Raw genomic sequence first — 23795 nt, 5'->3', positions numbered from 1 at the left:
ACACCTTTATCAGTACCGACAAGTTGAACCGGAAAAATGGCGAGATCCGCGTGCCGCGCGTGCGCGTGATCGGCTCCGATGGCGAGATGATCGGCGTGCTTTCGCGCGATGAGGCCCTGCGCATGGCCGAGGATGAGGGCCTGGATCTGGTCGAGATCCAGCCCAATGCCGATCCGCCCGTGTGCAAGGTCATGGATTTCGGCAAGTTCCGCTTCGAGCAGCAGAAGAAGGCCTCCGAGGCCAAGAAAAAGCAGAAGCAGGTCGAGATCAAGGAACTCAAGTTCCGGCCGGTGACCGATGACGGTGACTACCAGATCAAGCTGCGCAACATGCGCCGCTTCCTCGCCGAGGGCGACCGCGTCAAGGTCGTCGTCCGGTTCCGCGGGCGCGAGATGTCCCACACCGAGCTGGGCCTTGCGATGACCCGGCGCATCGAGGAAGAACTCAAGGACGAGGCGGTCATCGAGCAGCGCCCCAAGATGGAAGGGCGCCAGATGATCATGATGGTCGCGCCCAAGAAGAAGATCTGATCGCCCCGCGCCCGGGCCGGGTGGCGAGGCATTTCCACCAAGGCCGGCATTCCGATGCCAGCTGGCATCGTCACTTCCACCGGGCGGGTGCGGCAGGTGCAGCCGCCGGGCTTGGCGGCTGCCGGCCTTGCGCCACGCTGCCGAACGCAGTAAAATGCCGCTCTTTTCCCGGCCGCTCTGGCCCACCACTGGCCACAGGTCATCATCATGAAAGCCGACATCCATCCGAAGTACAACGCCGTCGTGTTCCAGGACCTTTCGTCCGACCTTTCGTTCCTTACGCGCTCCACGCTGACGAGCAAGGAAACGATCAAGTGGGAAGACGGCGAGACCTACCCGCTGGTCAAGGTCGAAGTGTCGTCCCGTTCGCACCCCTTCTACACCGGCAAGCACAAGATCGTCGATACCGGCGGTCGGGTGGACAAGTTCCGCCGCCGCTACGCCAGCAAGTGACGCGACGGCGCGCCTGCGCCGAACGCCATTGCACCAAAGTCGAACGCCGCCGGTCCCTGACCGGCGGCGTTTTGCTATGCGATAATCGGCGCTTTGCCGACAGCGGATTGCCGTGCGCGCCAAGTGCCGGCATCGCGCCAGCCGCCGACCGCACGGGACGGTGCCGGCGATCCGCTGCATTCCGAATCACATGCTCTTGGGAGATACCCCGTGGCTGACAGCACCCAGGTCGTCCTGACCGATTCCGACAACGCCAAATCCAGCACGCTGCCGGTGCAGCGCGGTTCCCTCGGGAGTCCCGCGCTGGGCATCGCCCGGCTGCACAAGGACACCGGTTACTACACCTACGACCCGGGCTTCGGCTCCACCGCCAGCTGCCGCAGCGCGATCACCTACATCGATGGCGACAACGGCGTGCTGCTGTACCGCGGCTACCCGATCGAGCAGCTCGCGGAAAAGTCGAGCTTTCTGGAAGTGGCCTACCTGCTGATGCACGGCGAGCTGCCGACGAAGGCGCAGTTCGGGGCCTTCGAGCACGAGGTCACGCATCACACGATGATGCACGAGGCGTTCCGCACCTTCCTGTACGGGTTCCGCCACGATGCCCATCCCATGGCGATGCTGACCGGGATGCTGGGCTCGCTCTCGAGCTTCTATTACAACGACCTGGACCTGCGCGATCCCGAGCAGCGCCGCCTCGCGGCGATCCGCCTGATTGCCAAGGTGCCGACCATCGCGGCGGCCTGCTACCGCTACTCGATCGGCTGGCCGATCCGTTATCCGAAGAACGATCTCGAGTACACCACGCGCTTCCTGCACATGATGAAGGAGGTGCCGAGCGGCCCGCTGGAGCTCAATCCCATCGTGTCCAAGGCGCTGGATCTGCTCTTCATCCTGCATGCCGACCACGAGCAGAACGCCTCCACCTCGACGGTGCGGCTGGTGGGCTCCACCGGTGCCAATCCCTATGTCAGCGTGGCGGCGGGCGTGGCCGCGCTGTGGGGGCCGGCGCACGGCGGTGCCAACGAGGCCGTGCTCAAGATGCTGGAGGAGATCGGCGATGCCAAGCATGTGCAGTCGGCGGTGGACAAGGCCAAGGACAAGGAGTCCGGCTTCCGCCTCATGGGCTTCGGCCATCGCGTCTACAAGAACTTCGATCCGCGCGCCAAGATCATCCGCGAAATGACCCACAAGGTGCTGGGCGAGCTGGGCGTCAACGATCCGCTGCTGGAAGTGGCGTTGCGCCTTGAAGAGGCGGCCCTGCACGACGACTACTTCGTGCAGCGCAAGCTCTACCCGAACGTGGATTTCTACAGCGGCATCATCTACAAGGCGCTTGGCATTCCGACCGAGATGTTCACGGTGATGTTCGCGATCGCGCGCACCGCCGGCTGGGTCAGCCACTGGCTGGAGCAGCAGAACGATCCGGAGAACCGCATCGGACGTCCGCGCCAGATCTACACCGGCGCCACGCCGCGCGATTACAGCCCGATCGACGCGCGCGCCTGAAGACTGCGCGCCACCCGGCAGGACAACACCGACCGGTGTGCCCTGCTGGGTGGTGGCGGAAGGACGCCCTTCAGTGCGGCGGGTGCGCCGGCTGCGCGTCGATCATCCGCAGCAGTTGGTCCAGGCTGGCGCGCGACATCGGCGCGCGCCCTTCCGCGTCAAGCGGCGGATTGCGCTCGCAGGCCGGAGGAAGCAGCCACAGTTCGAACCCGATGCCGTCGGCGTCGAAGGCGACGTGCGGCACGCTGGTTTGCCGGCGCGGGTCCAGGCGCACGCGGCGATCGCCCAGTCGGTGTGCGATGCCCTGCTCACGCAGCACGCCCAGGACCGCCTCCGCCTCTTCGGCGTGTACATGCAGCTGCACCATGGAGTGCGCGTCCGCGGTTCCATCCAGCACCGCACCGACGAGGGCGGGCCGGAACGGCGCGAAGAAGCGCATGGCCTCGACCGCGGCGCGGCGGCGCGCCTGCAGCGCCGCGTGCTGGTCGTTTCCCCGGAACAGCCTCTGGTAGGCCTGCAGCGCCTCGCGGATCTCACCGGCCCCCGGCCACTGGCGACGATCCGGCGGCGCGCCACCGTCCCGTGCCAGGACGCGCCTGAGCGCCAGCAGGGGATCGTCAACGGCGTGTTCGGTCATCCAGCGCGCCGCCTGTTCGGCCAGCCATTGGCGCGTGGTGTCGGCGCGGCGGGGAGACATCAGAAGATGTCGAACGACTCGCGCTCGCTGGTCGCGTTGCGGTTTGCGCCGGCACTGGCCGTTTCGAGCCGCGCCGCGTCCTCGGTCTTCATGTACTCGCTGATCGCGCCCGGCGTGCCGGCCGGGACCAGCAGGCCCGATCCGCTGTCGATGAGCACGGTGGTGATGCCGTTGGGGATCATGGGGTGGACCTCGGGCACACCGTTCAGCGCAGCGCGCATGGTGTCGATCCACATCGGCAGCGCGGCGCGCGCGCCGAACTCACCCGTGCCGAGCGTGGAAAAGTCGTCCATGCCGACCCAGGCGCTGGTCACGATGTTGCCGCCGAAGCCGGAGAACCAGGCGTCGCGATGGTCGTTGGTGGTTCCGGTCTTGCCGCCGATGTCGCTGCGCTCCAGCACGCGTGCGCCGCGGCCCGTGCCGCGCTGGATCACGTCGCGCAGCAGCGAGTGGATCAAAAAGGCGGTGCGCTCGTCGATGGCGCGCGGTGCCAGGACCGTCTGCGTCGGGCCGGCGGCATCCTCGATGGCGGGTGCGGGTGCCGCATCGCCAAAGTTGAAGCCCGCGACCTGAGCGCCGTCGCGCGTGCCGGAAGAAAGCAGCCGCTCGGGACAGTCGTGGCAGGCGCGCGGAGCGTGCTCGGCGTGGACGATGGTGCCGTTGCTGTCCAGCACCCGCGCCAGCACGTAGGGCTCGATAAGATAGCCGCCGTTGACGAATGTCGCATAGCCGCGCGCTGCCGCGAGCGGCGGCACGGAGCTTGTCCCGAGCGCGAGCGAGAGGTTCTCCGGCAGGCTTTCCGGCGGGAAACCGAAACCCTGGATGTAGCGCTTGGCGTAGCTGGCACCGATCGCGTCGAGGATGCGCACCGACACCAGGTTGCGCGAGCTGACCATGGCCTCGCGCAGCCGCATCGGGCCGGAAAAGACGTTGTTGTCGTTGGAGGGCCGCCAGGACGTGCCGGAGGAGCGGTCGTGGAACACCACGGGCGCGTCGAGCACGATGGAGCCGGGATGGAAGCCGCGCTCGAACGCCGCCGCGTACACGAAGGGCTTGAAGCTCGAACCGGGCTGGCGCAGCGCCTGGGTGGCGCGGTTGAACTTGTTGAGGCCGAAGCTGAAGCCGCCGTTCAGCGCCAGAACGGCCCCGTCTTCGGCCGACAGGCTCACGATGGCACCTTGCGCCGCCGGGATCTGGGCCAGCTCGAATTCGCCCTCGGCCCCGCGCGCCAGCCGCACGATGTCGCCGCGCGCCAGCACGTCGCCGGGCTTGCGCGGCGCGCCACCGCGCCGGTCGGCGGACACATAGGGGGCGGCCCAGCGCAGCTGGTCCATGTGCAGCAGCGCTTCCTGGCCGTCGGCGAGCGTGACCTCGGCCGCATCGGTTCCAATCGAAGTCACCAGCGCGGGCTGCAGGCCGCCCAGCGCGCGATAGTCGCGCAGCGCCTGCTGCACAACGCTCGGCGTCAGCGCATCGGGAAGCTCGGCATGACCTTCCGCGCCGCGCCATCCGTGCCGCCGGTCATAGGCCAGAAGCGCGGTGCGGATGCCGGCGTTGGCGGCTTCCTGGATGCGCGAATCGATCGTGGTGTAGGCCTGGTATCCACCGGTGAAGGCGTCGGCACCGTACCGATCCACCATCCGCTGGCGCACCATTTCGGCCACATACGAGGCCTCCAGCTCCACCGGCGGCTCGTGCGGCGTGGAGCGGTCGGGCTCGGCGACCGCCGCGCGGTAATCCGCCTCGTCGACGAAGCCCAGCTCGAACATGCGCTGCAGCACGTAGTTGCGCCGGATCATGGCGCGCTCGGGATTGATGATCGGGTTGCCGCTGGAGGGGAACTTGGGAATGGACGCGAGCGTTGCCGCTTCGGCCAGGGACAGCTGCTCGAGCGGCTTGCCGTAGTAGAACTCCGCCGCGGCGACGATGCCGTAGGCGCGGTTGCCGAAGAAGCTCTTGTTGAGATAGATGCCGAGGATCTCGTCCTTCTCCAGTTCGCGCTCCATCTTGAGCGCCAGCAGCATCTCGCGGAACTTGCGCGTGTAGCTGTACTCCGGGCTCAGGAAGAACATCCGCGCCACCTGCTGGGTGATCGTCGAGCCGCCCGGCACGCGTTGGCCATCGGTCGTGGCCAGCAGCCAGACCGCGCGCGCGGTACCGCGCCAGTCGACGCCCGGGTGTTCGTAGAAGCGCGCATCCTCGATCGCGATGAAGGCCTGCCGCACCCGCTGCGGCACGTCGGCGATGGCGACCGGCGTGCGCCGCGTCTCGCCGAACAGCGCCATCAGCCGCCCGTCCGCGCTGTAGACCGACAGGGGCACCTGGTACTCGACGTTGCGCAGTACCTGCACCGAGGGCAGGCCTGGCGCCATCAGCCAGTAGAGGACCGCGAGCGTGGCCACGCCGCACAGAGCGAGGATCAGGCCGAGGGTGAGGGACCACTTCAGGAGGCGGCGCAGCAGAGACATTTTCGCGGGAATACCATGGGTTTGCGTTGCTTCTTAAAGAAGAGTATAGAATGTGGCCGTAGATGCCTGTGAAGGTCGGATGGCGAAGCTTGTGGGGTGGGGTGGGGACGTGGGGTTCGGGGTTCGATGCATCACACTGTTGCCAAACCGTTAAGACTCGTTATCTAATGTGCCAACACAGGAGTTGCGCGTAAGACTCCGTCGGAAGGGGAGAAATCGTGGCGCTGTTTGCTACCAACACAACACCCCTGATTGGCGTGGACATCAGTTCCACGGCAGTCAAGCTGCTGCAGCTGGGCCAAGCGGGCGGCAAGTATCGCGTGGAACACTACGCGGTCGAGCCGCTTCCGCCCAATGCGGTGGTCGAAAAGAACATCGTCGAGGTGGAAGCCGTCGGCGAGGCCATCAAGCGTGCCCTGTCGCGCTCCGGCTCTCGCCTCAAGCAGGCCGCCGCGGCGGTCGCCGGTTCGGCCGTCATCACCAAGGTCATCCCGATGCAGGCGAACCTGAGCGAAGACGACTTGGAAGATCAGGTCCAGGTCGAGGCCGCGCAGTATATTCCCTATCCCATCGAGGAAGTGAGCCTGGACTTCGAGATCCTCGGCGCGGTCAAGGACAATCCCGAGATGGTCCAGGTGCTTCTGGCCGCTACCCGGACCGAGAACGTCGAGGTACGCCAATCCGCGCTGGAGTTGGGGGGGCTGACCGCCAAGGTCATCGACGTGGAGGCCTTCGCGATGGAGAACGCCTTCCGTCTGATCGCCGATCAGCTCTCGGTGCCCAAGGACGCGCTGGTGGCCCTGGTCGACGTCGGTGCCACGATGACCACGCTCAACGTGCTGCGCAACCAGCGCGGCATCTACTCGCGCGAGCAGGTCTTCGGCGGCAAGCAGCTCACCGACGAGGTGATGCGCCGCTACGGGCTCTCCTACGAGGAGGCCGGGCTGGCCAAGCGCCAGGGCGGCCTGCCGGAAAGCTACGAAATCGAGGTGCTGGAGCCGTTCAAGGAGGCGATGGTCCAGCAGATCAGCCGCCTGCTGCAGTTCTTCTACGCGGGCAGCGAGTTCAACCGCGTCGACCAGATCGTGCTGGCCGGCGGCTGCGCCTCGATCCCCGGAATCGCGGAGATGGTGGAAGAGCAGATCGGCATTCTGACCGTGGTGGCCAACCCGCTCGCCAACATGTCCCTGTCCTCACGCGTGCAGGCACAGGCGCTGGCGCAGGATGCGCCGGCACTGATGATCGCCTGCGGCCTGGCCATGAGGAGCTTCGACTGATGGCACGGATCAACCTACTCCCGTGGCGTGTCGAGCGTCGCAAGCAGCGCCAGAAGCAGTTCTACACGATGCTGGGCACGGCGGCGATCATTGCGGTGCTGGCCGTGTTCGGGCTCAAGATGTACTACGACTCGCTGATCGAGGCGCAGCAGGCGCGCAACGCCTACCTGCAGCAGGAGATCGTCGCGGTCGAGGCCAAAATCAAGGAAATCGAGGAGCTGGACCGCAAGCGCGCGAGCCTCCTGCAGCGCAAGCAGGTGATCGAGCAGCTCCAGGCCAGCCGCTCGCAGATGGTCCACCTGTTCGACGAGTTGGTCCGCACCGTTCCCGAGGGCGTGCGCCTGACTTCGATCAAGCAGGCCGGCGACCTGCTCACGCTCGAAGGCCTGGCCCAGTCAAACGCGCGCGTGTCCTCTTACATCCGGGCGCTGGAAGGCTCCGGCTGGATGTCGCGCCCGGATCTTTCGATCATCGAAGCCAAGGGGGCTGACAAGAGCATGCCCTACATCTTCAACCTCAAGGTCACCCTGGTTCGGCCCAATGCCGAGGGTGAGGGTGAGGACGGTCAGATCGCCGGAGGTGCGCCATGAGCGGCGGATTCGATCTTCGCAACCTCGACACCAGCAACCCGGGCGGTTGGCCGGGTTCGGTCAAGCTCTTTTTCTGTGCCCTGCTCGCGGTGCTGATCCTGTTCCTGGGCTGGTATCTGATCGTGCGGGAGCAGCAGGACACGCTCACCGGGGAAAAGGCCAAGGAACAGTCCTTGCGCAACGACTTCGAGGCCAAACAGGCGCGCGCCGTGAACCTGGAGCCGCTCAAGCAGCAGTTGGCAGACATGGAGGCCATGCTTCAGCAGATGCTGCGCCAGCTGCCGGGCCGCACCGAAATGGCCGACCTCATCGTCGACATTTCCCAGACGGCGCTGGCCACCGGCCTCCAGAACGAACTGTTCCAGCCGCAACCCGAGATCAAGAAGGAGTTTTACGCCGAGAAGCCGATCGCGCTGCGGATGGTAGGTACCTACCACCAGTTCGGCGCGTTCGTCAGCGGCGTGGCCTCGCTGCCGCGCGTGGTGATCATGACCATGCACGACATCTCGCTCAAGCCGCGCGACGACAAGCGCGCCGGCGGGGTGCTGGTCCTGGAAGGCACGATCAAGACCTATCGCTATCTGGAAGAGGACGAGACCGTCCCCGCAACGCCGGCCCCGGCAGGAGCCCGCCGATGAGCATCATGCATGCCAATCGCCCGTTCCGCGCCGTGCGGCGGCTGCTGCTCGTGGCATTCGCTGCGGCAGCAACGCTTACCGCTTGCGCCCCGGGCATGTCCGATCTGCAGACATGGGTGTCCGAAGTGAAAGCTCGGCCACCCAAGCCCTTGGACCCGCTGCCGATAATGCAGCAGTTCGAGACCTTCGAATATGCCGCCCAGGCAATGCGCGACCCGTTCAGCGGACCCGCGGCCGATCAGGAAAGCGGCGGAGCCGACTCAGGCCTGCGGCCTGATCCGACGCGACGCAAGGAACCGCTCGAGGCCTTCCCGCTCGATGGTCTGGACATGGTGGGCACGATCGGTACCGGCCCGGGCATGATCGGGCTGATCATGGATCCGGAACGCGTGGTGCATCAGGTTCTGGGCGGGCAGTACATGGGCCAGAACGATGGTCGCATCACTTCGATCCACGAGGATCGCATTGAATTGACGGAACTGGTGCCGGATGGTGCTGGCGGATGGATGGAGCGCCAGGCCCAAGTGGCGCTGGACGACAAATAGGGATGGGGGATAGCACGATGACCTCGACGAACCACACACTCCAGGGAATGGCGCCGAAGATGAAGCACAAGATCGCCGGGTTGCTTGGAACAATCGCCCTCATCGCAGGTGGCCTTGCCTCGGCCAACACGCTGCAGGACATCAGCTACGCAACGGCGGCCGACGGCAGCGTCCGCGTGGTGCTGCACCTGGCCGAACCGGCTTCCGGAGCACAGGCATTCACGACGGACGATCCGCCGCGCATTGCCATCGATCTCCCATCGACGGCCAGCCAGGTGGTGGATCGCCGCATCGCCGTCGGCAATGGTGCGGCGAACTCGATCAGCGCCGTCGAAGCCGGGGGGCGCACCCGCGTGGTGATCGACCTGTTCAACAAGGCGCAGTATCAGGCGTACGCCGACGGCAGCACCTATGTTGTCGAGATCGCCGGCACCGCAGGTGCGGCCGCCAACGCGACCCCGGGACTGGCCGCCGATCCGGCCAAGCGCATCAATGGCAAGAATGCGGCCATCACCAACGTCGATTTCCGCCGCACACCCGAAGGTGCCGCGCGCGTCCTGCTCGACCTGAGCGACGAGAACGCGATTGTCGACCTGCGCACGGAAGGTTCGAACGTCATCATCGACCTCAAGGATGTCGATGTCGCCGAGTCCCTGCGCCAGAAGCTCGACGTGTCCGACTTCGCGACCCCGGCACAGTTCATCGAAACCACGCAGGGGCCGTCCGGATCGCGCGTGACTGTTCGTGCCAACGGTCAGTTCGAGACCCTGGCCTACCAGACCGGCGGACAATATGTGCTTGAAGTGTCGCCCAGGAAAGAAATTGCTCCCGAAGATGCCGTGACGGGGCTGGGCAAGGACGAGCAGAAGGGCTACACCGGCGAGCCGGTGGTCTTCAACTTCCAGGAAATCCCGGTGCGCACCCTGCTGCAGCTCCTGGCGGAAGTCTCGCAGAAGAACATCGTCGCCGCCGATACCGTCACGGGCAACGTCACCCTGCGCCTGATCAACGTGCCCTGGGACCAGGCGCTCGACATCGTGCTGCGCTCCAAGGGGCTGGACAAGCGCGTCGATGGCAACGTGATCTGGGTCGCCCCGCAGAGCGAAATCGCCAAGTACGAAAAGGACATCGCGGAGGCGCGGCTGGACATGGAACAGCGCGCACCGCTCCTGACCGAGTACATCGCGATCAACTACGGCAGTGCCGCGGACATTGCCAGCCTGCTCACGGAGGATGCCAAGCAGGGCCAGGGCGGTGCCGGCGGTGGACAGGCGGGACAGCAGCAGCGCGGCTTCCTCTCGCCGCGCGGCAGCGTCAGCTTCGATCCGCGCACCAACACCCTCCTGCTCAATGAGACCGCGGAAAAGGTCGTGGAGATCAGGGAGCTCATCAAGCTGCTCGACCGCCCGGTCGACCAGGTGCTGATCGAGGCTCGCATCGTGATCGCCACCGAGAGCTTCGCGCGCGATCTGGGTGCCCGCTTCGGCATCAGCAGCGCGCGTCAGGAAGGCAGCAACACCATCATCGGCACCTCCGGCTCGCTCGGGGCCGCGTCGAGCATGGCGGGTGCCGCACTGGACAACCGGCTGTCCGGCCGGCCGCCGCTGGCAGGCATCGGCGCGGGTCTGGGCTCGGACCGGCTGAACGTCAATCTGCCGGTTGCCAACCCGGCTGGTGCGATCGGTTTCGCGATCCTCGGCTCCGACTACCTGCTTGATCTCGAGCTCTCCGCGCTGCAGAACGAAGGCCGTGGCGAAGTGGTCTCCAGCCCGCGGGTGATCACGTCGAACCAGCGCGAGGCCACCATCAACCAGGGCCGGGAAGTGGGCTATGTCACGACCAGCGGCGTCGGCGCAAACGCCACGCCGACGGTGAACTTCAAGGAAGCCCTGCTGCAGCTGAAGGTCACCCCGACCATCACCCAGGACGGCCGCGTGTTCCTCAGCATGGCGGTCAAGAAGGACGAGATCATCGGCTACGTCAACCTGGGTCAGCTCGGCTCCACGCCGGAACTGGCCAAGCGCGAAGTCACCACCGCCGTTCTGGTCGACAGCGGCCAGACCGTCGTCGTGGGCGGCGTCTACGAGTTCACCAGCGCCGAGGACATCAAGAAGGTTCCGTTCCTCGGGGATGTGCCGGTGCTGGGCAACCTGTTCCGCAACAAGCACAAGGGAACCACCAAGGCGGAGCTCCTGATCTTCGTCACGCCCAAGATACTCAACGTCGGTGGCCCTCGCGGCGGCTGAGCTGCCGGTCCCAACAGATTTTCATACTTAAACGCAGGAAGCGACCCGGTTCGCGGAGACTACCCATGAAATTTGCATCCATCCTGAAAAGTCTTTTGCTGGTGACCGCCGTGTCGCTGCTGGCCGCCTGTGGCGGGGGAACCAGCGGCGGCGATTCGGCGTTCCAGCCGGCGCAGCTCCGGGTCACGGCCACCCCGACGGCGACCACCGTCGGGCCCGGAGGCCATCTCGACGTCACGGTGAAGGTGGCCTTCAGCAACGGCAACAACGTGGCGGACGGCACGATCGTCAGCGGCACCGTCTCCCCGGCCGGATCGGGATCGCTGCAGGCTGTCGTCGGGACGGCGCTGGGTGGGGCTTCCGCGCAGACGACCGGCGGCCTGGCCAATTTCCGCTTCACCGCGACCGGAACCGGTGGCGAGGCCAACCTGACCTTCTCGGTCAATGACTCCGGCAGCAGCGCCAGTACCGCGCTCAAGATCACCATCCAGCCCGGCATGGACGAGCGCCTGAAGCTGGCTGCGACCCGTACCCAGCTTCCGGTGAACCGGTTCGAGGTGCTTCCCTTCATGGGCTCGCCCTACATGGCCGAGGTGACGGTTACCGTGAAGGACGGCAACGGCCAGCCGGTCAACAAGGTGGACGGCATCCAGGTGTCGATCAACCCGGTCGGCAATACCGGCGGATTCACCACGCTGGATGACCCGGAAACCGACTGCGACATGGAAGACAACTTCAAGGGCTGCGAGTTCTACATCCGCATGGGCCAGGCACCGGTCGACGTGACTGCGGGCAAGGCCACCATCTTCGTCCACTCGCTCAACTTCACCGGCACCACCACCTTGACCGTCACCACCCAGGACGACGTCACCGGTCAGTCGATCAGCTCCACGCTGGACTTCCGGATTGTCGAGACTTTCCCGCCGCTGCCTGCGCAGCTTGCGCTGGTCGGCCCGTCGAACGCGCTCTACGTCGAGCAGTCCGGCGGCAACAACAGCGGTCAGCTCCACATCGAAGTGGGCGATCCGATCGGCCAGCCGGTGCCCGATCCTGTGGCCGGTGCCACGGCCTTCAACAACTACCAGCTGGAGATCCTCGGAACCGCTTCACCGATCAGCGCGCGCCTGCGCGGCATCGATGCGAGTGGTGCCACGGTCACCGGCACCAAGATCAACCTTCGCACCACGGCAGGCATCGGCGGTGCCACGTTCATCGGCGGCAGCGATGCGGCGTCCTACATCGTCAGGCTCACCGCGGACCGTGCCGACAACAATGTCGACAACGGCATCAGCGATCCGGTCAAGGTCGAGCGCTCGGTCGTGGTCTCGGACGGCCGTCTCTACGATCTGGAAATCACCCAGCCGATCGTGAACGCGCTGACGGTCAATCCGAGCGGTGGCGACATCGAAGTCACCGAGTACGGTGACCTCACGATCCCGGTGAGCCCGGATGGCACCTACAGCGTGACCGTGGCGGTGATTGCAACGGATCGCCTCGGCAACCCGGTCCTGCCGGGCACCGAAATCCGCTTCGGGCTCATCGACGAACCGCAGGCCACCGGTACCGGCGACTTCCACATCGCCGGCGGCGACGGCAATCCGGAAGAGGGCGGCAAGCTGTTTACCGCGGTGACCGGCGCCTTCCGCACCGCCGGTGGCGGTGTGGGTCCTGGCGACACGCTGGTGGTCTTCGGCGAGGAAGTGATCGGCAACCGCGAGCTCGAAAGCGCGCGCACCGTCGATCGGGTCAACAGCGAGACCAGCCTGAGCGTCGACTACCGCTTCAATCTCAACGACACCACCGGCAGCAACGTCGACTATGGCGGCATCCTGCCCTACGTCGTCGGTCGCGCGGCCGACGGCAACATCGTGGCTACCGCACAGACCAACCAGATCGGCGTGGCGACCACCAAGCTCAACTACCCGGTCAGCAAAATCGGCAAGCAGGCCATCGTCTGGGCACAGGGTGACCGCGCGATGGACCAGGCCGGCGCTTCGCCGCGCAAGGTGGCCGACGTGGAGTTCGCCTACTTTGCGGGCGTGGCTCCGGCGCAGCTGGTGGTCAGCCCGAACGTGCTGCCGGCCAACACGACCAGCAACGTGACGGTCTGCCTGTACGATGCCTTGTCGGCACCCATGGGCGGCATCCCCATCGGCTTCGCATTCCAGGATCTGATCGGCAGCGGCAAGGTCGATGGCGTGGCCGGCGGCGGCACCGTTGCCAACCTGACCGATTTCGGCTCGGGCTGCACCGTTGCCCAAGTCCAGACCAGCGGCATGCTGGAAGGCGACGGCGAGCCCAAGCTCGTGTTCACGGCAGCGGGCGCGTCCGGCGAAGTCACCTTCACCTTCTCTCCGCTGGTGCTGATGGCCAACCCGAGCGCGATGACCAGCGGTGGTACGGTCACCCTCACCCTGCTCGACGCGAACGGCGTGCCGCAGCCGGGCTTCCAGATTCGCGGCTCCTGCGAAAGCAGCGGCGGTGCCTCGGTCAGCATCATGTCCGGCCCGGGCATCACCAACAGCGCCGGCAAGACGACGGCCGTGATCGATGCGCTCAACCTCAATCAAGTTGGCGCGGCGGGCAGCGGCGAGTGCACCTTCGAAACCGCGGATGGCTCGGCCCAGGCCGTGGTGACACTGGAAGGTCGCGATCTGTGCACCCTGGGCACCAGCCCGCCGATTCCGGGCTGCCCGGCACCGGACGTCCCGCCCGTCGTCCAGCAGACTCTGACCGTGACAATCACGGTCGCGGCCGGCGCGCCGTCCGGCTCCTACACGGTCACCACGGCTCCGGGCGGTGGTGCCTGCACCAATGCGACCAGCGGCACCGCGCTGACCGTGAGCTGCACGATCGACTTCGACCAAGGCACGCCGGTGGTCCTCAATACCACTGGGCCCGCAGGTGCGGTCTTCGGTGGCTGGTCCGGCACCTGTGCCCCGGGCGTCCCGCCGCAGGCCACGGTCCAGATGGACGGGCCACGGGCCTGCACGGCAAGCTGGGGCCCCTGAGGTATCGTTGCAAGGACAGTGGGATGGGAAACCATCCCACTGTCGTTTCCGGCCCGTGCAGGCTGCCGGGCATCGGAATTTCGGGCACGCTGTACGCGGCGAGGTGCCGCGTGCAGCTTGGAGCAAGGCATGGCGCGAAGGCAGCTGCAGGCAGGTGAGGTGCTCTTCCAGGAGCACGACGCTGGCGATGTGGCCTACCTCGTCGAGCGCGGGCGCATTCGCGTTTCGCTGCGCGGTACCGACAGCGCCGTGACATTGGCGGATCTGGGCCCCGGTGATCTGGTCGGCGAAATGGCGCTGATCGACAACGCGCCGCGCACCGCGACGGCGGTGGCGCTGGAAGACACCGCACTTCTGGTCATCGACCGTGGCCACCTGGCCGAGCGCATCGCGCAGACCGACCCGATCGTCCGCGCTCTGCTCGGGGGTCAAATCAAGCGCTACCGTGCTGCGCTCGCAACGCTGCAAGGTGGGGCGGCACCGGACCAGAGCCTGGGTACGGATGACGCCGCCGCCGTGGCCAAGATTCGCCTCGAGTCCCAGCTGCGCGAGGCGCTGGACGGCGGACGCCTGCAGATGCACCTGCAGCCGCTGCTCGACATCCCGACTGGCAAGATCGCCGGCTACGAGGCGCTGATCCGCTGGGACCATCCCGAGCGTGGCCCGATCTCGCCGCTCGAATTCATCACGCTGGCCGAAGAGACCTCGCTGATCGTCCCGGTCGGGCAATTCATGCTGCAGGAAGCCATCTCTGCGCTCGTGACGATGCGATCCAGAGGCATGGCGCAGCTTCCCTTCCTTTCCATCAACGTATCCGCACGGCAGCTGCGCGAGGCCGACCTCATCCAGTCCCTGCTCGAGCGCCTCGGGGATGCAGCCCTGCCGGCCAGCGCCGTGAAGCTGGAGATCACCGAGAGCCAGGTGCTCGACTATCCGCACACGGCCGAGGTGCTGGACGCCTGCCGTGCCGCCGGAATCCGGGTCGCGCTCGACGACTTCGGCACCGGGTTCTCCAACCTCAGCCATCTGAGCGCACTGGCCTTTGATACCGTGAAAATCGACCAGGCTTTCCTGCGCGGCGTGGAAGGTTCGAGCAGGGCGGCGATGATGCTGGATGCCATCGTCGGGCTGGTGCGCGCCACCGGCGCCGACGCGCTCGCCGAAGGGGTCGAGACGCCCGAGCAGCTGCAGACCCTGCGCCGGCTGGGCGTGCGCTACGCACAGGGCTACCTGATCGGAAAGCCCGAGCCGCTCGCCCGGGCGCTGCAGGCGCAGGGCGCGGCCTAGCCCGATCCGACGCCGTCGCAGGTCACGCACGCGCACCTCGGGCATGCGAGGGCGCCTCGGGCATGCGAGGGCGCGACAATGCGCCGCGCCGCACTAGAATCCGAACCTTCGCCACGCGCCGCTGTCCAAGCGGCGCTCCGCCCCTCGGACTCGCCTCGGCAACGGACACTCTCATGGATGGATTCACCGAACGCGCGGACGCCACCGCGCTGCAAGACACGTTTTCCCGGCTGCGCGACCACCTCGCCGCGCGCATCGTCGGGCAGCCCGAGCTGGTGGAGCGCCTGCTCATCGCCCTGCTTGCAGACGGGCACCTCCTCGTGGAAGGCGCGCCGGGTCTGGCCAAGACCACGGCGATCAAGGAATTGGCGGCGCGCATCGAGGCGGATTTCCACCGCATCCAGTTCACCCCGGACCTGCTTCCCTCCGACCTGACCGGTACCGACATCTATCGGCCGCAGGAGGGGCGCTTCGAATTCCAGCCCGGGCCGATCTTCCACAACCTCGTGCTCGCCGACGAGATCAACCGCGCTCCGGCCAAAGTGCAGTCGGCCCTGCTGGAAGCCATGGGCGAGCGCCAGATCACGGTCGGGCGCGTCACCTATCCGCTGCCGGCGCTGTTCCTGGTGATGGCCACGCAAAACCCGATCGAGCAGGAGGGCACCTACCCGCTGCCCGAGGCGCAGCTCGACCGCTTTCTCATGCATGTGCGCATCGGTTATCCGAAGGCCGATGCGGAGCAGCGCATCCTCGCGCTGGCCCGGGAGCAGGCGCAGCGAAGCGCAGGCGCGCGGGATCAGAACGAGCCAGTTGCGCGGATTCCCGTGCAGGACATCTTCGCCGCTCGCCAGTCCGTGCTCGACGTGCACGTCTCGCCGGAGGTGGAGCGCTACCTCATCGAACTGGTGCTGGGGACCCGCGACGCCGCGCCCTACGACGCCGCGCTCGCGCGCCGCATCGCCTTTGGCGCCAGCCCGCGCGGGACGATCTCGCTGGAGCGCTGCGCGCGTGCGCACGCCTGGCTCGCCGGGCGCGACTATGTGGCCCCGCAGGACGTCCACGCCGTGGCCCACGACGTGCTGCGTCATCGCGTCCTGCTGTCGTTCGAAGCCGAGGCCGACGGCACGAGCAGTGATGCGGTGATCGATCGCCTGCTCGACTGCGTTCCGGTCCCCTGATCACGCATCGGCATGGATTCCGCAAACCCGTCCATCCCCGGCGTGCGATTCGATCTGCGCGAACTGGTTGCGCTGCGCGCGTGCGTGCCGCGCCTGGCGCGCATGACGCAGCGCCGCAGCGCCGATCTCTTTTCCGGCGGACATCAGTCACCGTTCCGCGGTCGCGGCATGGAGTACGCCGAATCACGGCCCTATGCGCCGGGCGACGACGTGCGCCACATCGACTGGCGCGTCACGGCCCGCAGCGGGCGCACCCACACGAAACTTTTCCAGCCCGAGCGCGAGCGCATCACCGCCGTGGTTTACGACCGCAGCGCGGCCATGGCCTTCGGCACGCGAACCTGCTTCAAATCGGTGCAGGCCGGACGGCTGGCGGCGCTCATGCTGTGGCATTCGATGCAGCAGGGGCACCGCCTTGCGGCCGCCGCCGGCGGCTCCGGTGTCGAATTCGTGCCGCCGACCGGCGGGCGTCGCGGCGTGCTGCGCGCGCTCGATGCCCTGGTGCGCTGGCAGCCGCAACGTGGCATGCAGACCTCGGAAGCGGCGGCCGCCGAGCTGGCGCGCGGCGTGGATGCACTGCGCCGCATCCTGCGGCCGGGCAGCCAGGTGCTGCTGCTGCTGGATGCACGCAGCGTCGACGACGCGAGCGCCGCAGCGCTGGCTCGCCTGCGCGCGCACCACGATCTCGCCGCCTGCCTCATCGAGGATGCGATCGAGTGCGCGGCCCTGCCGGCGGGCGACTATCGCGTCAGCGACGGGCAGCGGACGGGCCACCTGTACCTGGAGTCGCGTCAGGCCCGGGCGCGCTGGCAGGAACACTTCACCGTGCAGCGCGAGGCGGCCATCGAACGCCTGCGGCGGGCCGGCGTGCGGGTCAGCCGGGTGGTCACGGAGGCCGATCCGGTCGACGCGCTGGCGGCGCTGCTGCGCGGTGCCACGGAGCTGGGAGCCAGGCAGGAGTCGGCGGCATGATGCCCGAGGGACTGGTGCTGCAGGACATTCACCTGCCCGCCGCGCCGGGCTGGTGGCCGCCGGCGCCGGGCTGGTGGGCGCTGGCCGTGCTGGCACTGCTGCTGTTGATCCTCGCATCCCGGTGGCTGTGGCGGCAGGGACAGCGGCGCGCCTGGCGCAGGCAGCTGGCCGACGAACTCGCCGCGATCGAGGCTCGTCACCCGCATTTGCAGTCGCCTGCGGCACACGCCGCCGCGCTGTCGGTATTCCTGCGCCGGGTGGCCGTGCTCACTGATGCGGGCGTAGCTTCGCGGCAGGGCGAAGCCTGGCTCCATTTCCTCGACGGAGACGATCCGGCGCGTCCGTTTTCCGAAGGCGGCGGTCGCCTCCTGCTCGAGGTGCCCTATCGCCGCGAGGTGGATCCGCAGGACGCCGAACGCCTTCGCGCGCTGGTGCAGCGGACCCTGCCGCGCTGGGCGGAGGCGCGCCGTGTTTGAGTTCGCCTGGCCCTGGGCGCTGGCCGCCGCGCTGCTGCCGCTGCTGGCGCGGCGGCTGCCGCGCGCCCGCGAGCGCGGCGGCGCGGCGCTGCGGGTGCCGTTCTATGCCGAGCTGGTCGGGCTGGCGGGCGAACGCCGCAGCGGCGTGCTGTCGGGACGGCTCTGGCTGCCGGCGCTGGCCTATCTGGCGCTGTGCGTGGCAGCGATGCGGCCGCAGTGGGTGGAGGAACCCGTTGCGCCGCCGCGCACCGGCCGCGACCTGATGCTGGCGGTCGACGTTTCCGGCAGCATGGCGGCCGAGGACATGCGGATCGGCGGGCGCAGCGTGGATCGCCTCACCGCCGTCAAACGCGTATTGAACGACTTCATCGAGCGCCGCGCCGGCGACCGCCTCGGCCTGATCCTGTTCGGACAGCAGGCCTATCAGGTCACGCCGCTCACCTTCGACCGGCAGAGCGTGCGCCACCAGCTCGAAACCAGCGCGGTAGGTCTGGCCGGGCGCGAAACCGCCATCGGCGATGCCCTCGGGCTTGCGGTCAAGCGCCTGCGCGAGCGCCCGGCGCAGCAGCGCGTGGTGATCCTCCTGACCGACGGTGCCAACAACGCCGGTGCCCTGCAGCCGGCGCAGGCGGCCGAACTGGCGCAGGCGCATCGGGTGCGCGTCTACACCATCGCCTTCGGCGCCGATGCGCAGCGCGGACCGTTCGGAATGATGCTGCCCTCGGCGGAAATCGATGAGGCCACCTTGCGCACCATCGCCGATGCCACCGGCGGCCGCTTCTTCCGCGCTCGCGATACCGCCGAGCTGGCTGGAATCTATGCCGAGCTGGATCGGCTCGAACAGATCGAGCACAGCGCCGAGCAGGTGCGCCTGGCGAGCGAGCTGTATCCCTGGCCCGCCGGTGCCGCGTTGGTGCTGGCGCTGCTGTCGCTGATTCGATGGCCGCAGCGTGCGCGCGAAGGATCGGCCGCATGAGCGCATGGCTGGCCGACTTCCATTTCCTGCGCCCGGCCTGGCTGCTGGCGCTGGCGCTGCTGCCGGTGCTGGCGTGGTACGGGCGGCGGCAGGCGCGTCGCGCCGATCCGTGGCGGCGCATCTGCGACCCCGCCCTGTTGCCGTATCTGGTGCAGGAATCGGCCGGCGTGCTGCGCTCCGGCGCGATGCCCTGGCTGGCTGCGGCCGGATTCGTGCTCCTGGTGCTGGCGCTGGCCGGCCCGTCGTTCCGGCAGGAGGCTCGCCCGGTAGTGCAGCTGCAGGCCCCGCTGATCCTGGCGGTGGATCTGTCGGAGCGGATGCACGCCACCGACCTCAAGCCCGACCGCATGTCGCGGCTGCGCTTCAAGCTGGCCGACCTGCTGGCGCGCCGCGGCGAAGGCCAGACCGCCCTGATCGGCTATGCCGGCGACGCCTTCACCGTCGCCCCCCTGACCGACGATGCCGCCTCGCTCGGCGATCTGGCGGCCGCGCTGTCGCCCGATGTCATGCCGCTGCCCGGCCAGCGCGCCGATCGCGCCATCGAGCTGGCGCTGCGCCTGCTGCGCGATGCCGGCGAACCCGGCGGCGACCTGCTGCTGTTCACCGATCAGGTCGACGGGCGTGCGAGCAATGCGGCGCGCGCGGCGCGCGATGCGGGCCTGCGCGTCTCGGTGCTGGGCGTGGGCACGGCGCAGGGCGCGCCGGTGCCGCGCGCGCGCGGCGGGTTCCTGCAGGATGACGCCGGGGCGATCCTGATTCCGCGGCTCGACGCCAGCTCGCTTGAACAGCTCGCGCGCCTCGGCGGTGGACGCTATGCCGAGCTGACCGTCGATGCGATGGATCTGGATCGGCTCGGCGTCACCGCGGCGCGCGTCGATGCGACCACCCGGATCGAAGAGGGCGCGCGCTCCCACCTCGGCTGGCGCGACGAAGGACCTTGGCTGCTGCTGGCGCTGCTGCCGCTCGCCGCGCTGGCGTTTCGACGCGGCTGGCTGGCGGTTGTCGCGCTCATGATCGCGCTGCCCGTCGCGCCGGCCCAGGCGCTGGAGTGGCGCGACCTCTGGCAGCGGCCCGACCAGCGCGCCTGGGAGGCGCTGCAAGAGGGCGATGCCAAGGCGGCACAGGCACTTGCGCGCGATCCCGCACTGCGCGGTGCGGCCGCGTATCGCGCCGAAGACTATGCCGCCGCGACAGAGGCCTTCGCCCGCCGTGATGACGCCACCGGCAGCTACAACCTGGGCAACGCACTGGTCGGGGCCGGGCGCTACGAGGAGGCGCTCGATGCCTATGCGCGCGCACTCGCCCTGCAGCCCGACTTTCCCGATGCGGCGGCCAACCGCAAGGCGCTCGAAGAATGGTTGCGCCAGCGACAGGAACAATCCTCGCCGCAGGATTCCCCTCAGGATGGGCAGGACAGCGGCAAACCATCATCGGACGGAAGCGGGCAGGACAATGCCTCCGGGGACGAACCGGACGAGGACGGTCCGCCTTCATCGCAGGAGTCCGATGCGCCGCCGGACGGCGAGCCGGAAACGAAATCCGGCGCGCAGGACGAGGCGTCGGAGGCCGAGCGCAAGGCGCGCGATGGCTCCGACGGGTCCGAGGCCGGCGAAGACGAGGCGGGCAAGGCCGGCGAGGATGCCGAACGCTACGCGCAGGAGATGCAGCAGGCCCTGGACCGGTCTGCGGCCGAAGAGCAGTCGCCCGCGGACGAAGGCCAGCCGGCACCGCTGACCGTCGAGGAGGCCGAGCGCCAGCAGGCGATGGAGCACCTCCTGCAGCGCGTCCCCGATGATCCGGGTGGGCTCTTGCGCCGCAAGTTCCAGCTTGAGCTTCAGCGCCGCCAGCGCGAAGGAGAACGTCGATGATTCGTGAAACGCCTGTTCCTGCGGTGCTGCCGCGGCTGCTGGCGACGCTGCTGCTGTTCGCGACCGCGCTGTGCGCCCAGGGCGTGCGTGCCGAGGTGCGCGCCTGGCTCGATCGCAGCGCGGTCAGCATGGGCGAAACGGTCACGCTCAATGTCGAGAGCGGCAGCACCGGCGAGCCGGACTTTTCCGTGCTGGAAAAGGATTTCCGGATCACCAGCCGGTCCAGCAATACCCAGATCCAGCTCATCAATGGCGCGATGGCGCGCACCAATCTGTGGGCGGTTGCGCTGGAGCCGCTGCGCGAAGGCGTCATCGATCTGCCCGCGATTCCCGTCGGCGGCGAGCGGACCGCTCCGCTCCAGCTTACCGTGCGCCCCATGGCGCGCGGCTCGGCGGCCGATGGCGACGACGTTTTCCTGGAGGTGGAGGTCGACACGCCGGCACCTTACGTGCAGCAGCAGGTGGGCTACACGGTGCGGCTCTTCTACGCGGTGGCGCTGCAAAGTGGCGATCTCTCCGATCCTTCCGGCGACGGACTGCAGGTGCAGCGCATTGGCCAGGACGCGCAGTACACGCGCGGTGTCCAGGGCCGCGCCTACAACGTGGTGGAGCGGCGCTATGCGCTGACGCCCGAGCGCAGCGGCACGCTCAGCGTGGCCGGCATCACCTTCCGCGGGCGGCTCGCGCGCGGCGGCCAGGCCGGCGGCTTCTTCAGCCAGGGCACGCCGGTCAGCGTCGGCAGCGAGGTGGTCACGCTCAATGTGCGTCCCGCGCCGAGTGCCGCCCCCTCGCCCTGGCTGCCGGCGAGCGCGCTGCGCTTCAGCGATACGGCGTCGCGCCTGCCGCGGGAGGCGCGCGTGGGCGACGCGCTGGAATTGACCCTGACGCTGGAGGCCGAGGGCCTGTCGAGCGAACAGCTGCCCGAACTGACCCTGCCCGCGATCGTCGGGGCCGAGGTGTACCCCGATCAGGAGACCCGCGAGACGCGCGAGGTCGACGGCAAGCGGGTCGGCGTGCGCAGCCGCAAGTTCGCCATCGTGCCGCTGCGCGCGGGGCGGCTGGAGCTGCCCGAGCGCAGCATCGCCTGGTGGAACGTCGGCGATGATCGCGCGCAGCGCAACATCCTGCCCGCGCGCAGCGTCGAGGTGCTGCCTGCGCCCGTCGCATCGCCGCAGAGGCCGTCGGCACCGGAGGCGGCGGCCGGCGTTCCGCATGCCGCCAGCAATCCGCTGCGGCCCGATCTCATGCGGCTGTGGCAGGTGCTGGCGGTTTTCTTCGCACTGGCCTGGGCCTTGACCCTGCTGCTGTGGTGGTTGCAGGCGCGCCGCGAGCGTGGCCGCAGTGCGCCGGCTGCGACGTCGCGCGCGTCGGCCTCGTGGCGGCCGGAGCTGGCGCATGCGCTGGCCCGTGATGATCTTGCTGGCGCGCGCCGCGCCCTGCTGCGTATCGCGCCGGGAACGCGCGATCTGGAGTCCCTCGCCGCGCGCCTGGCTGACGGCGAGCAGCGCGAGGCGGTGCTGGCGCTGGATCGGGCGCTGTATCGCGGCGACGGAAAGGACGGCATGGTCGGCCGCCTGCGCGCGGCCTTTGCGCGTTCGCCGGAGCTGCGCGCTGCGGCGAACGCGATGGCCACCGACGAAGGCGCGCTGCCGCCGCTCTATCCGCCGCGCTGATCCCGCGGCGCACGGCGGGAGGGAAAACGCGCTGGTGTACCATCGGTCCCTTTCCGTTCCGAACCCTCGCGCATGGCACGCAAGAAGCTTCCGCTCCACACCCAGATGGCGATCGGTTTCGCCGTGGGCCTCTTCGGTGGCCTCATCGTCCACTTTTTTGCCGCTGACACGCAGTGGCTCCAGCTGCTGACGACCTACGTCACCCAGCCGGTCGGACAGATCTTCCTGCGGCTGCTTTTCATGCTGGTGATCCCGCTGCTGTTCTCGGCGCTGGTGATGGGCGTGGCGGAAATGGGCGACATCCGTTCGCTCGGGCGCGTGGGCTGGAAGGCGCTGGTCTACACCGTGATCGTGTCGTCCATCGCCGTGGCGCTGGGCATGATCATGGTCAACGTGTTCAATCCGGGCGGCGGGGTCGATCCGGAGCTGGCCAATCGCCTGCTGGAAGAGGGCGCGGGGCGTGCCCAGGGCATCGTGGACAGCGCCCGGACCAGCGGCACCGGCATGCAGCTCCTGGTGCAGATCGTACCGGACAACGTGTTTCGCGCGGCGGCATCCAACGACATCCTGGCGGTGATGTTCTTCGCACTGATGTTCGGCATCGGCCTGGTGCTCACCAACACGCCCGGCGCGGCGCGGGTCAAGGGCGTGGTCCAAGGGCTGTTCGACATCGCGATGACCCTGATCAATCTGGTCATCCGCTTCGCGCCCTGGGCCGTCGCCTGCCTGGTGTTCAACCTCGCCGCGCTGTTCGGCTGGGAGCTTCTGATCCGCCTGGGCGCGTATGTGGCGGTGGTGGTGGGCGCGCTGGCGATCCACCAGTTCGTGGTCTACCCGCTGGTGCTGCGCGTGGCCGGCGGCATGTCGCCGCGCGTGTTCTTCCGCAGCATCCAGGAGGCCATGGTGATGGCCTTCTCCACCGCTTCCAGCAACGCCACCCTGCCCACCGCGCTCAAGGTGGCCGAGGAAGAGCTGAAGCTGCCGCGCAAGGTGTCGCGCTTCGTGCTGACCATCGGAGCCACCGCCAACCAGAACGGCACCGCGCTGTTCGAAGGCGTCACGGTGCTGTTCCTCGCGCAGTTCTTCGGCGTGGACCTGAGCCTCACCCAGCAGTTCGTGGTGATGCTGGTGTGCATCCTGGGCGGCATCGGCACCGCCGGCGTTCCCGCCGGTTCGCTGCCGGTGATCGCGATGATCTGCGGCATGGTGGGCGTGCCGCCGGAGGGCATCGGCATCATCCTGGGCGTGGACCGGTTCCTCGACATGTGCCGCACCACGCTCAACGTCAGCGGTGACCTGGTCGCCGCGGTGGTGGTGTCGCGCGGGGAGAGTGACGAGGAGCCGATCCATGTCGACATGGACGGCAATCGTCTTGCCTGAGGCTTTGGGCCGGGTGCGCGC

The 23795-nt window shown here is 68.1% G+C and carries 18 protein-coding genes and 1 pseudogene; 17 read left to right on the top strand and 2 right to left on the bottom strand.

Features of this window, described 5'->3' with window-relative positions; all coding sequences use genetic code 11:
• Positions 1-8: 8 nt before the first annotated feature.
• The 3 genes from infC to WB794_RS00385 all read left to right on the top strand — a co-directional run bounded on the left by infC (position 9) and on the right by WB794_RS00385 (position 2492).
• A complete protein-coding gene (infC, locus tag WB794_RS00395) occupies positions 9-530 on the top strand; it encodes a translation initiation factor IF-3 (RefSeq protein WP_337334017.1) in 522 nt (173 codons plus the stop codon).
• Positions 531-737: 207 nt separating this feature from the next.
• Positions 738-983 (top strand): type B 50S ribosomal protein L31, encoded by a 246-nt coding sequence (locus WB794_RS00390; protein ID WP_337333858.1) that lies wholly within the window; start codon positions 738-740, stop codon positions 981-983.
• A 210-nt stretch (positions 984-1193) separates the two neighbouring features.
• The gene (locus tag WB794_RS00385) at positions 1194-2492 is read left to right on the top strand and encodes a citrate synthase (RefSeq protein ID WP_415926621.1); all 1299 of its coding nucleotides are present in this window, start codon (positions 1194-1196) and stop codon (positions 2490-2492) included.
• Positions 2493-2562: 70 nt separating this feature from the next.
• Here WB794_RS00385 and WB794_RS00380 read toward each other — a convergent pair whose 3' ends face one another.
• Positions 2563-3189 carry a hypothetical protein gene (locus WB794_RS00380; RefSeq protein ID WP_337333857.1) on the bottom strand — a complete coding sequence of 209 codons (627 nt, stop codon included), beginning with the start codon at positions 3187-3189 and terminating at the stop codon, positions 2563-2565.
• Positions 3189-5657 (bottom strand): penicillin-binding protein 1A, encoded by a 2469-nt coding sequence (locus WB794_RS00375; RefSeq protein ID WP_337333856.1) that lies wholly within the window; start codon positions 5655-5657, stop codon positions 3189-3191. Before WB794_RS00375 ends, WB794_RS00380 begins: the two co-directional genes overlap by 1 nt.
• Positions 5658-5875: 218 nt before the next feature.
• On the opposite strand from WB794_RS00375, the gene WB794_RS00370 reads away from it, so the two are divergent.
• The 14 genes and pseudogenes from WB794_RS00370 to WB794_RS00305 all read left to right on the top strand — a co-directional run bounded on the left by WB794_RS00370 (position 5876) and on the right by WB794_RS00305 (position 23774).
• A complete protein-coding gene (locus WB794_RS00370; protein ID WP_337333855.1) occupies positions 5876-6934 on the top strand; it encodes a pilus assembly protein PilM in 1059 nt (352 codons plus the stop codon).
• A pseudogene (locus WB794_RS00365) lies at positions 6934-7518 on the top strand (PilN domain-containing protein); the annotation flags it as partial. The gene WB794_RS00370 and the pseudogene WB794_RS00365, both read left to right, overlap by 1 nt.
• 2 nt (positions 7519-7520) lie before the next feature.
• The gene (locus WB794_RS00360) at positions 7521-8162 is read left to right on the top strand and encodes a type IV pilus inner membrane component PilO (RefSeq protein ID WP_337333854.1); all 642 of its coding nucleotides are present in this window, start codon (positions 7521-7523) and stop codon (positions 8160-8162) included.
• 5 nt (positions 8163-8167) lie between these two features.
• Positions 8168-8707 carry a pilus assembly protein PilP gene (locus tag WB794_RS00355; protein WP_415926624.1) on the top strand — a complete coding sequence of 180 codons (540 nt, stop codon included), beginning with the start codon at positions 8168-8170 and terminating at the stop codon, positions 8705-8707.
• A gap of 59 nt (positions 8708-8766) precedes the next feature.
• Positions 8767-10953 (top strand): type IV pilus secretin PilQ, encoded by a 2187-nt coding sequence (locus WB794_RS00350; RefSeq protein WP_337333852.1) that lies wholly within the window; start codon positions 8767-8769, stop codon positions 10951-10953.
• Between the two features lie 65 nt (positions 10954-11018).
• The gene (locus WB794_RS00345) at positions 11019-13964 is read left to right on the top strand and encodes a hypothetical protein (protein WP_337333851.1); all 2946 of its coding nucleotides are present in this window, start codon (positions 11019-11021) and stop codon (positions 13962-13964) included.
• A 129-nt stretch (positions 13965-14093) separates the two neighbouring features.
• Positions 14094-15251: an EAL domain-containing protein gene (locus WB794_RS00340; protein WP_337333850.1), complete on the top strand. Its 1158-nt coding sequence runs from the start codon at positions 14094-14096 to the stop codon at positions 15249-15251.
• Between the two features lie 173 nt (positions 15252-15424).
• On the top strand, positions 15425-16429 hold the full coding sequence (locus WB794_RS00335) for an AAA family ATPase (protein ID WP_337333849.1): 1005 nt from the start codon (positions 15425-15427) through the stop codon (positions 16427-16429).
• Between the two features lie 12 nt (positions 16430-16441).
• Positions 16442-17401, top strand: coding sequence for a DUF58 domain-containing protein (locus tag WB794_RS00330; protein ID WP_337333848.1), 960 nt, complete (start codon positions 16442-16444; stop codon positions 17399-17401).
• The gene (locus WB794_RS00325; RefSeq protein WP_337333847.1) at positions 17398-17877 is read left to right on the top strand and encodes a DUF4381 domain-containing protein; all 480 of its coding nucleotides are present in this window, start codon (positions 17398-17400) and stop codon (positions 17875-17877) included. The genes WB794_RS00330 and WB794_RS00325 overlap by 4 nt, the downstream gene beginning before the upstream one ends.
• Entirely contained in the window at positions 17870-18853 is a 984-nt protein-coding gene (locus WB794_RS00320; RefSeq protein WP_337333846.1) for a vWA domain-containing protein, read from the top strand. The genes WB794_RS00325 and WB794_RS00320 overlap by 8 nt, the downstream gene beginning before the upstream one ends.
• Positions 18850-20721, top strand: a complete 1872-nt coding sequence (locus tag WB794_RS00315) for a VWA domain-containing protein (RefSeq protein WP_337333845.1) — start codon at positions 18850-18852, stop codon at positions 20719-20721. Before WB794_RS00320 ends, WB794_RS00315 begins: the two co-directional genes overlap by 4 nt.
• A complete protein-coding gene (locus WB794_RS00310; protein WP_337333844.1) occupies positions 20718-22394 on the top strand; it encodes a BatD family protein in 1677 nt (558 codons plus the stop codon). The genes WB794_RS00315 and WB794_RS00310 overlap by 4 nt, the downstream gene beginning before the upstream one ends.
• 72 nt (positions 22395-22466) lie before the next feature.
• Positions 22467-23774: a dicarboxylate/amino acid:cation symporter gene (locus tag WB794_RS00305; protein WP_337333843.1), complete on the top strand. Its 1308-nt coding sequence runs from the start codon at positions 22467-22469 to the stop codon at positions 23772-23774.
• The last annotated feature ends 21 nt before the right edge of the window (positions 23775-23795 follow it).

Source organism: Denitratimonas tolerans (assembly GCF_037203605.1).
Lineage (GTDB): Bacteria > Pseudomonadota > Gammaproteobacteria > Xanthomonadales > Xanthomonadaceae > Denitratimonas > Denitratimonas tolerans.
Note: the sequence above shows the minus strand (reverse complement) of the source record. Positions and strands in the feature narration are given on the sequence as shown.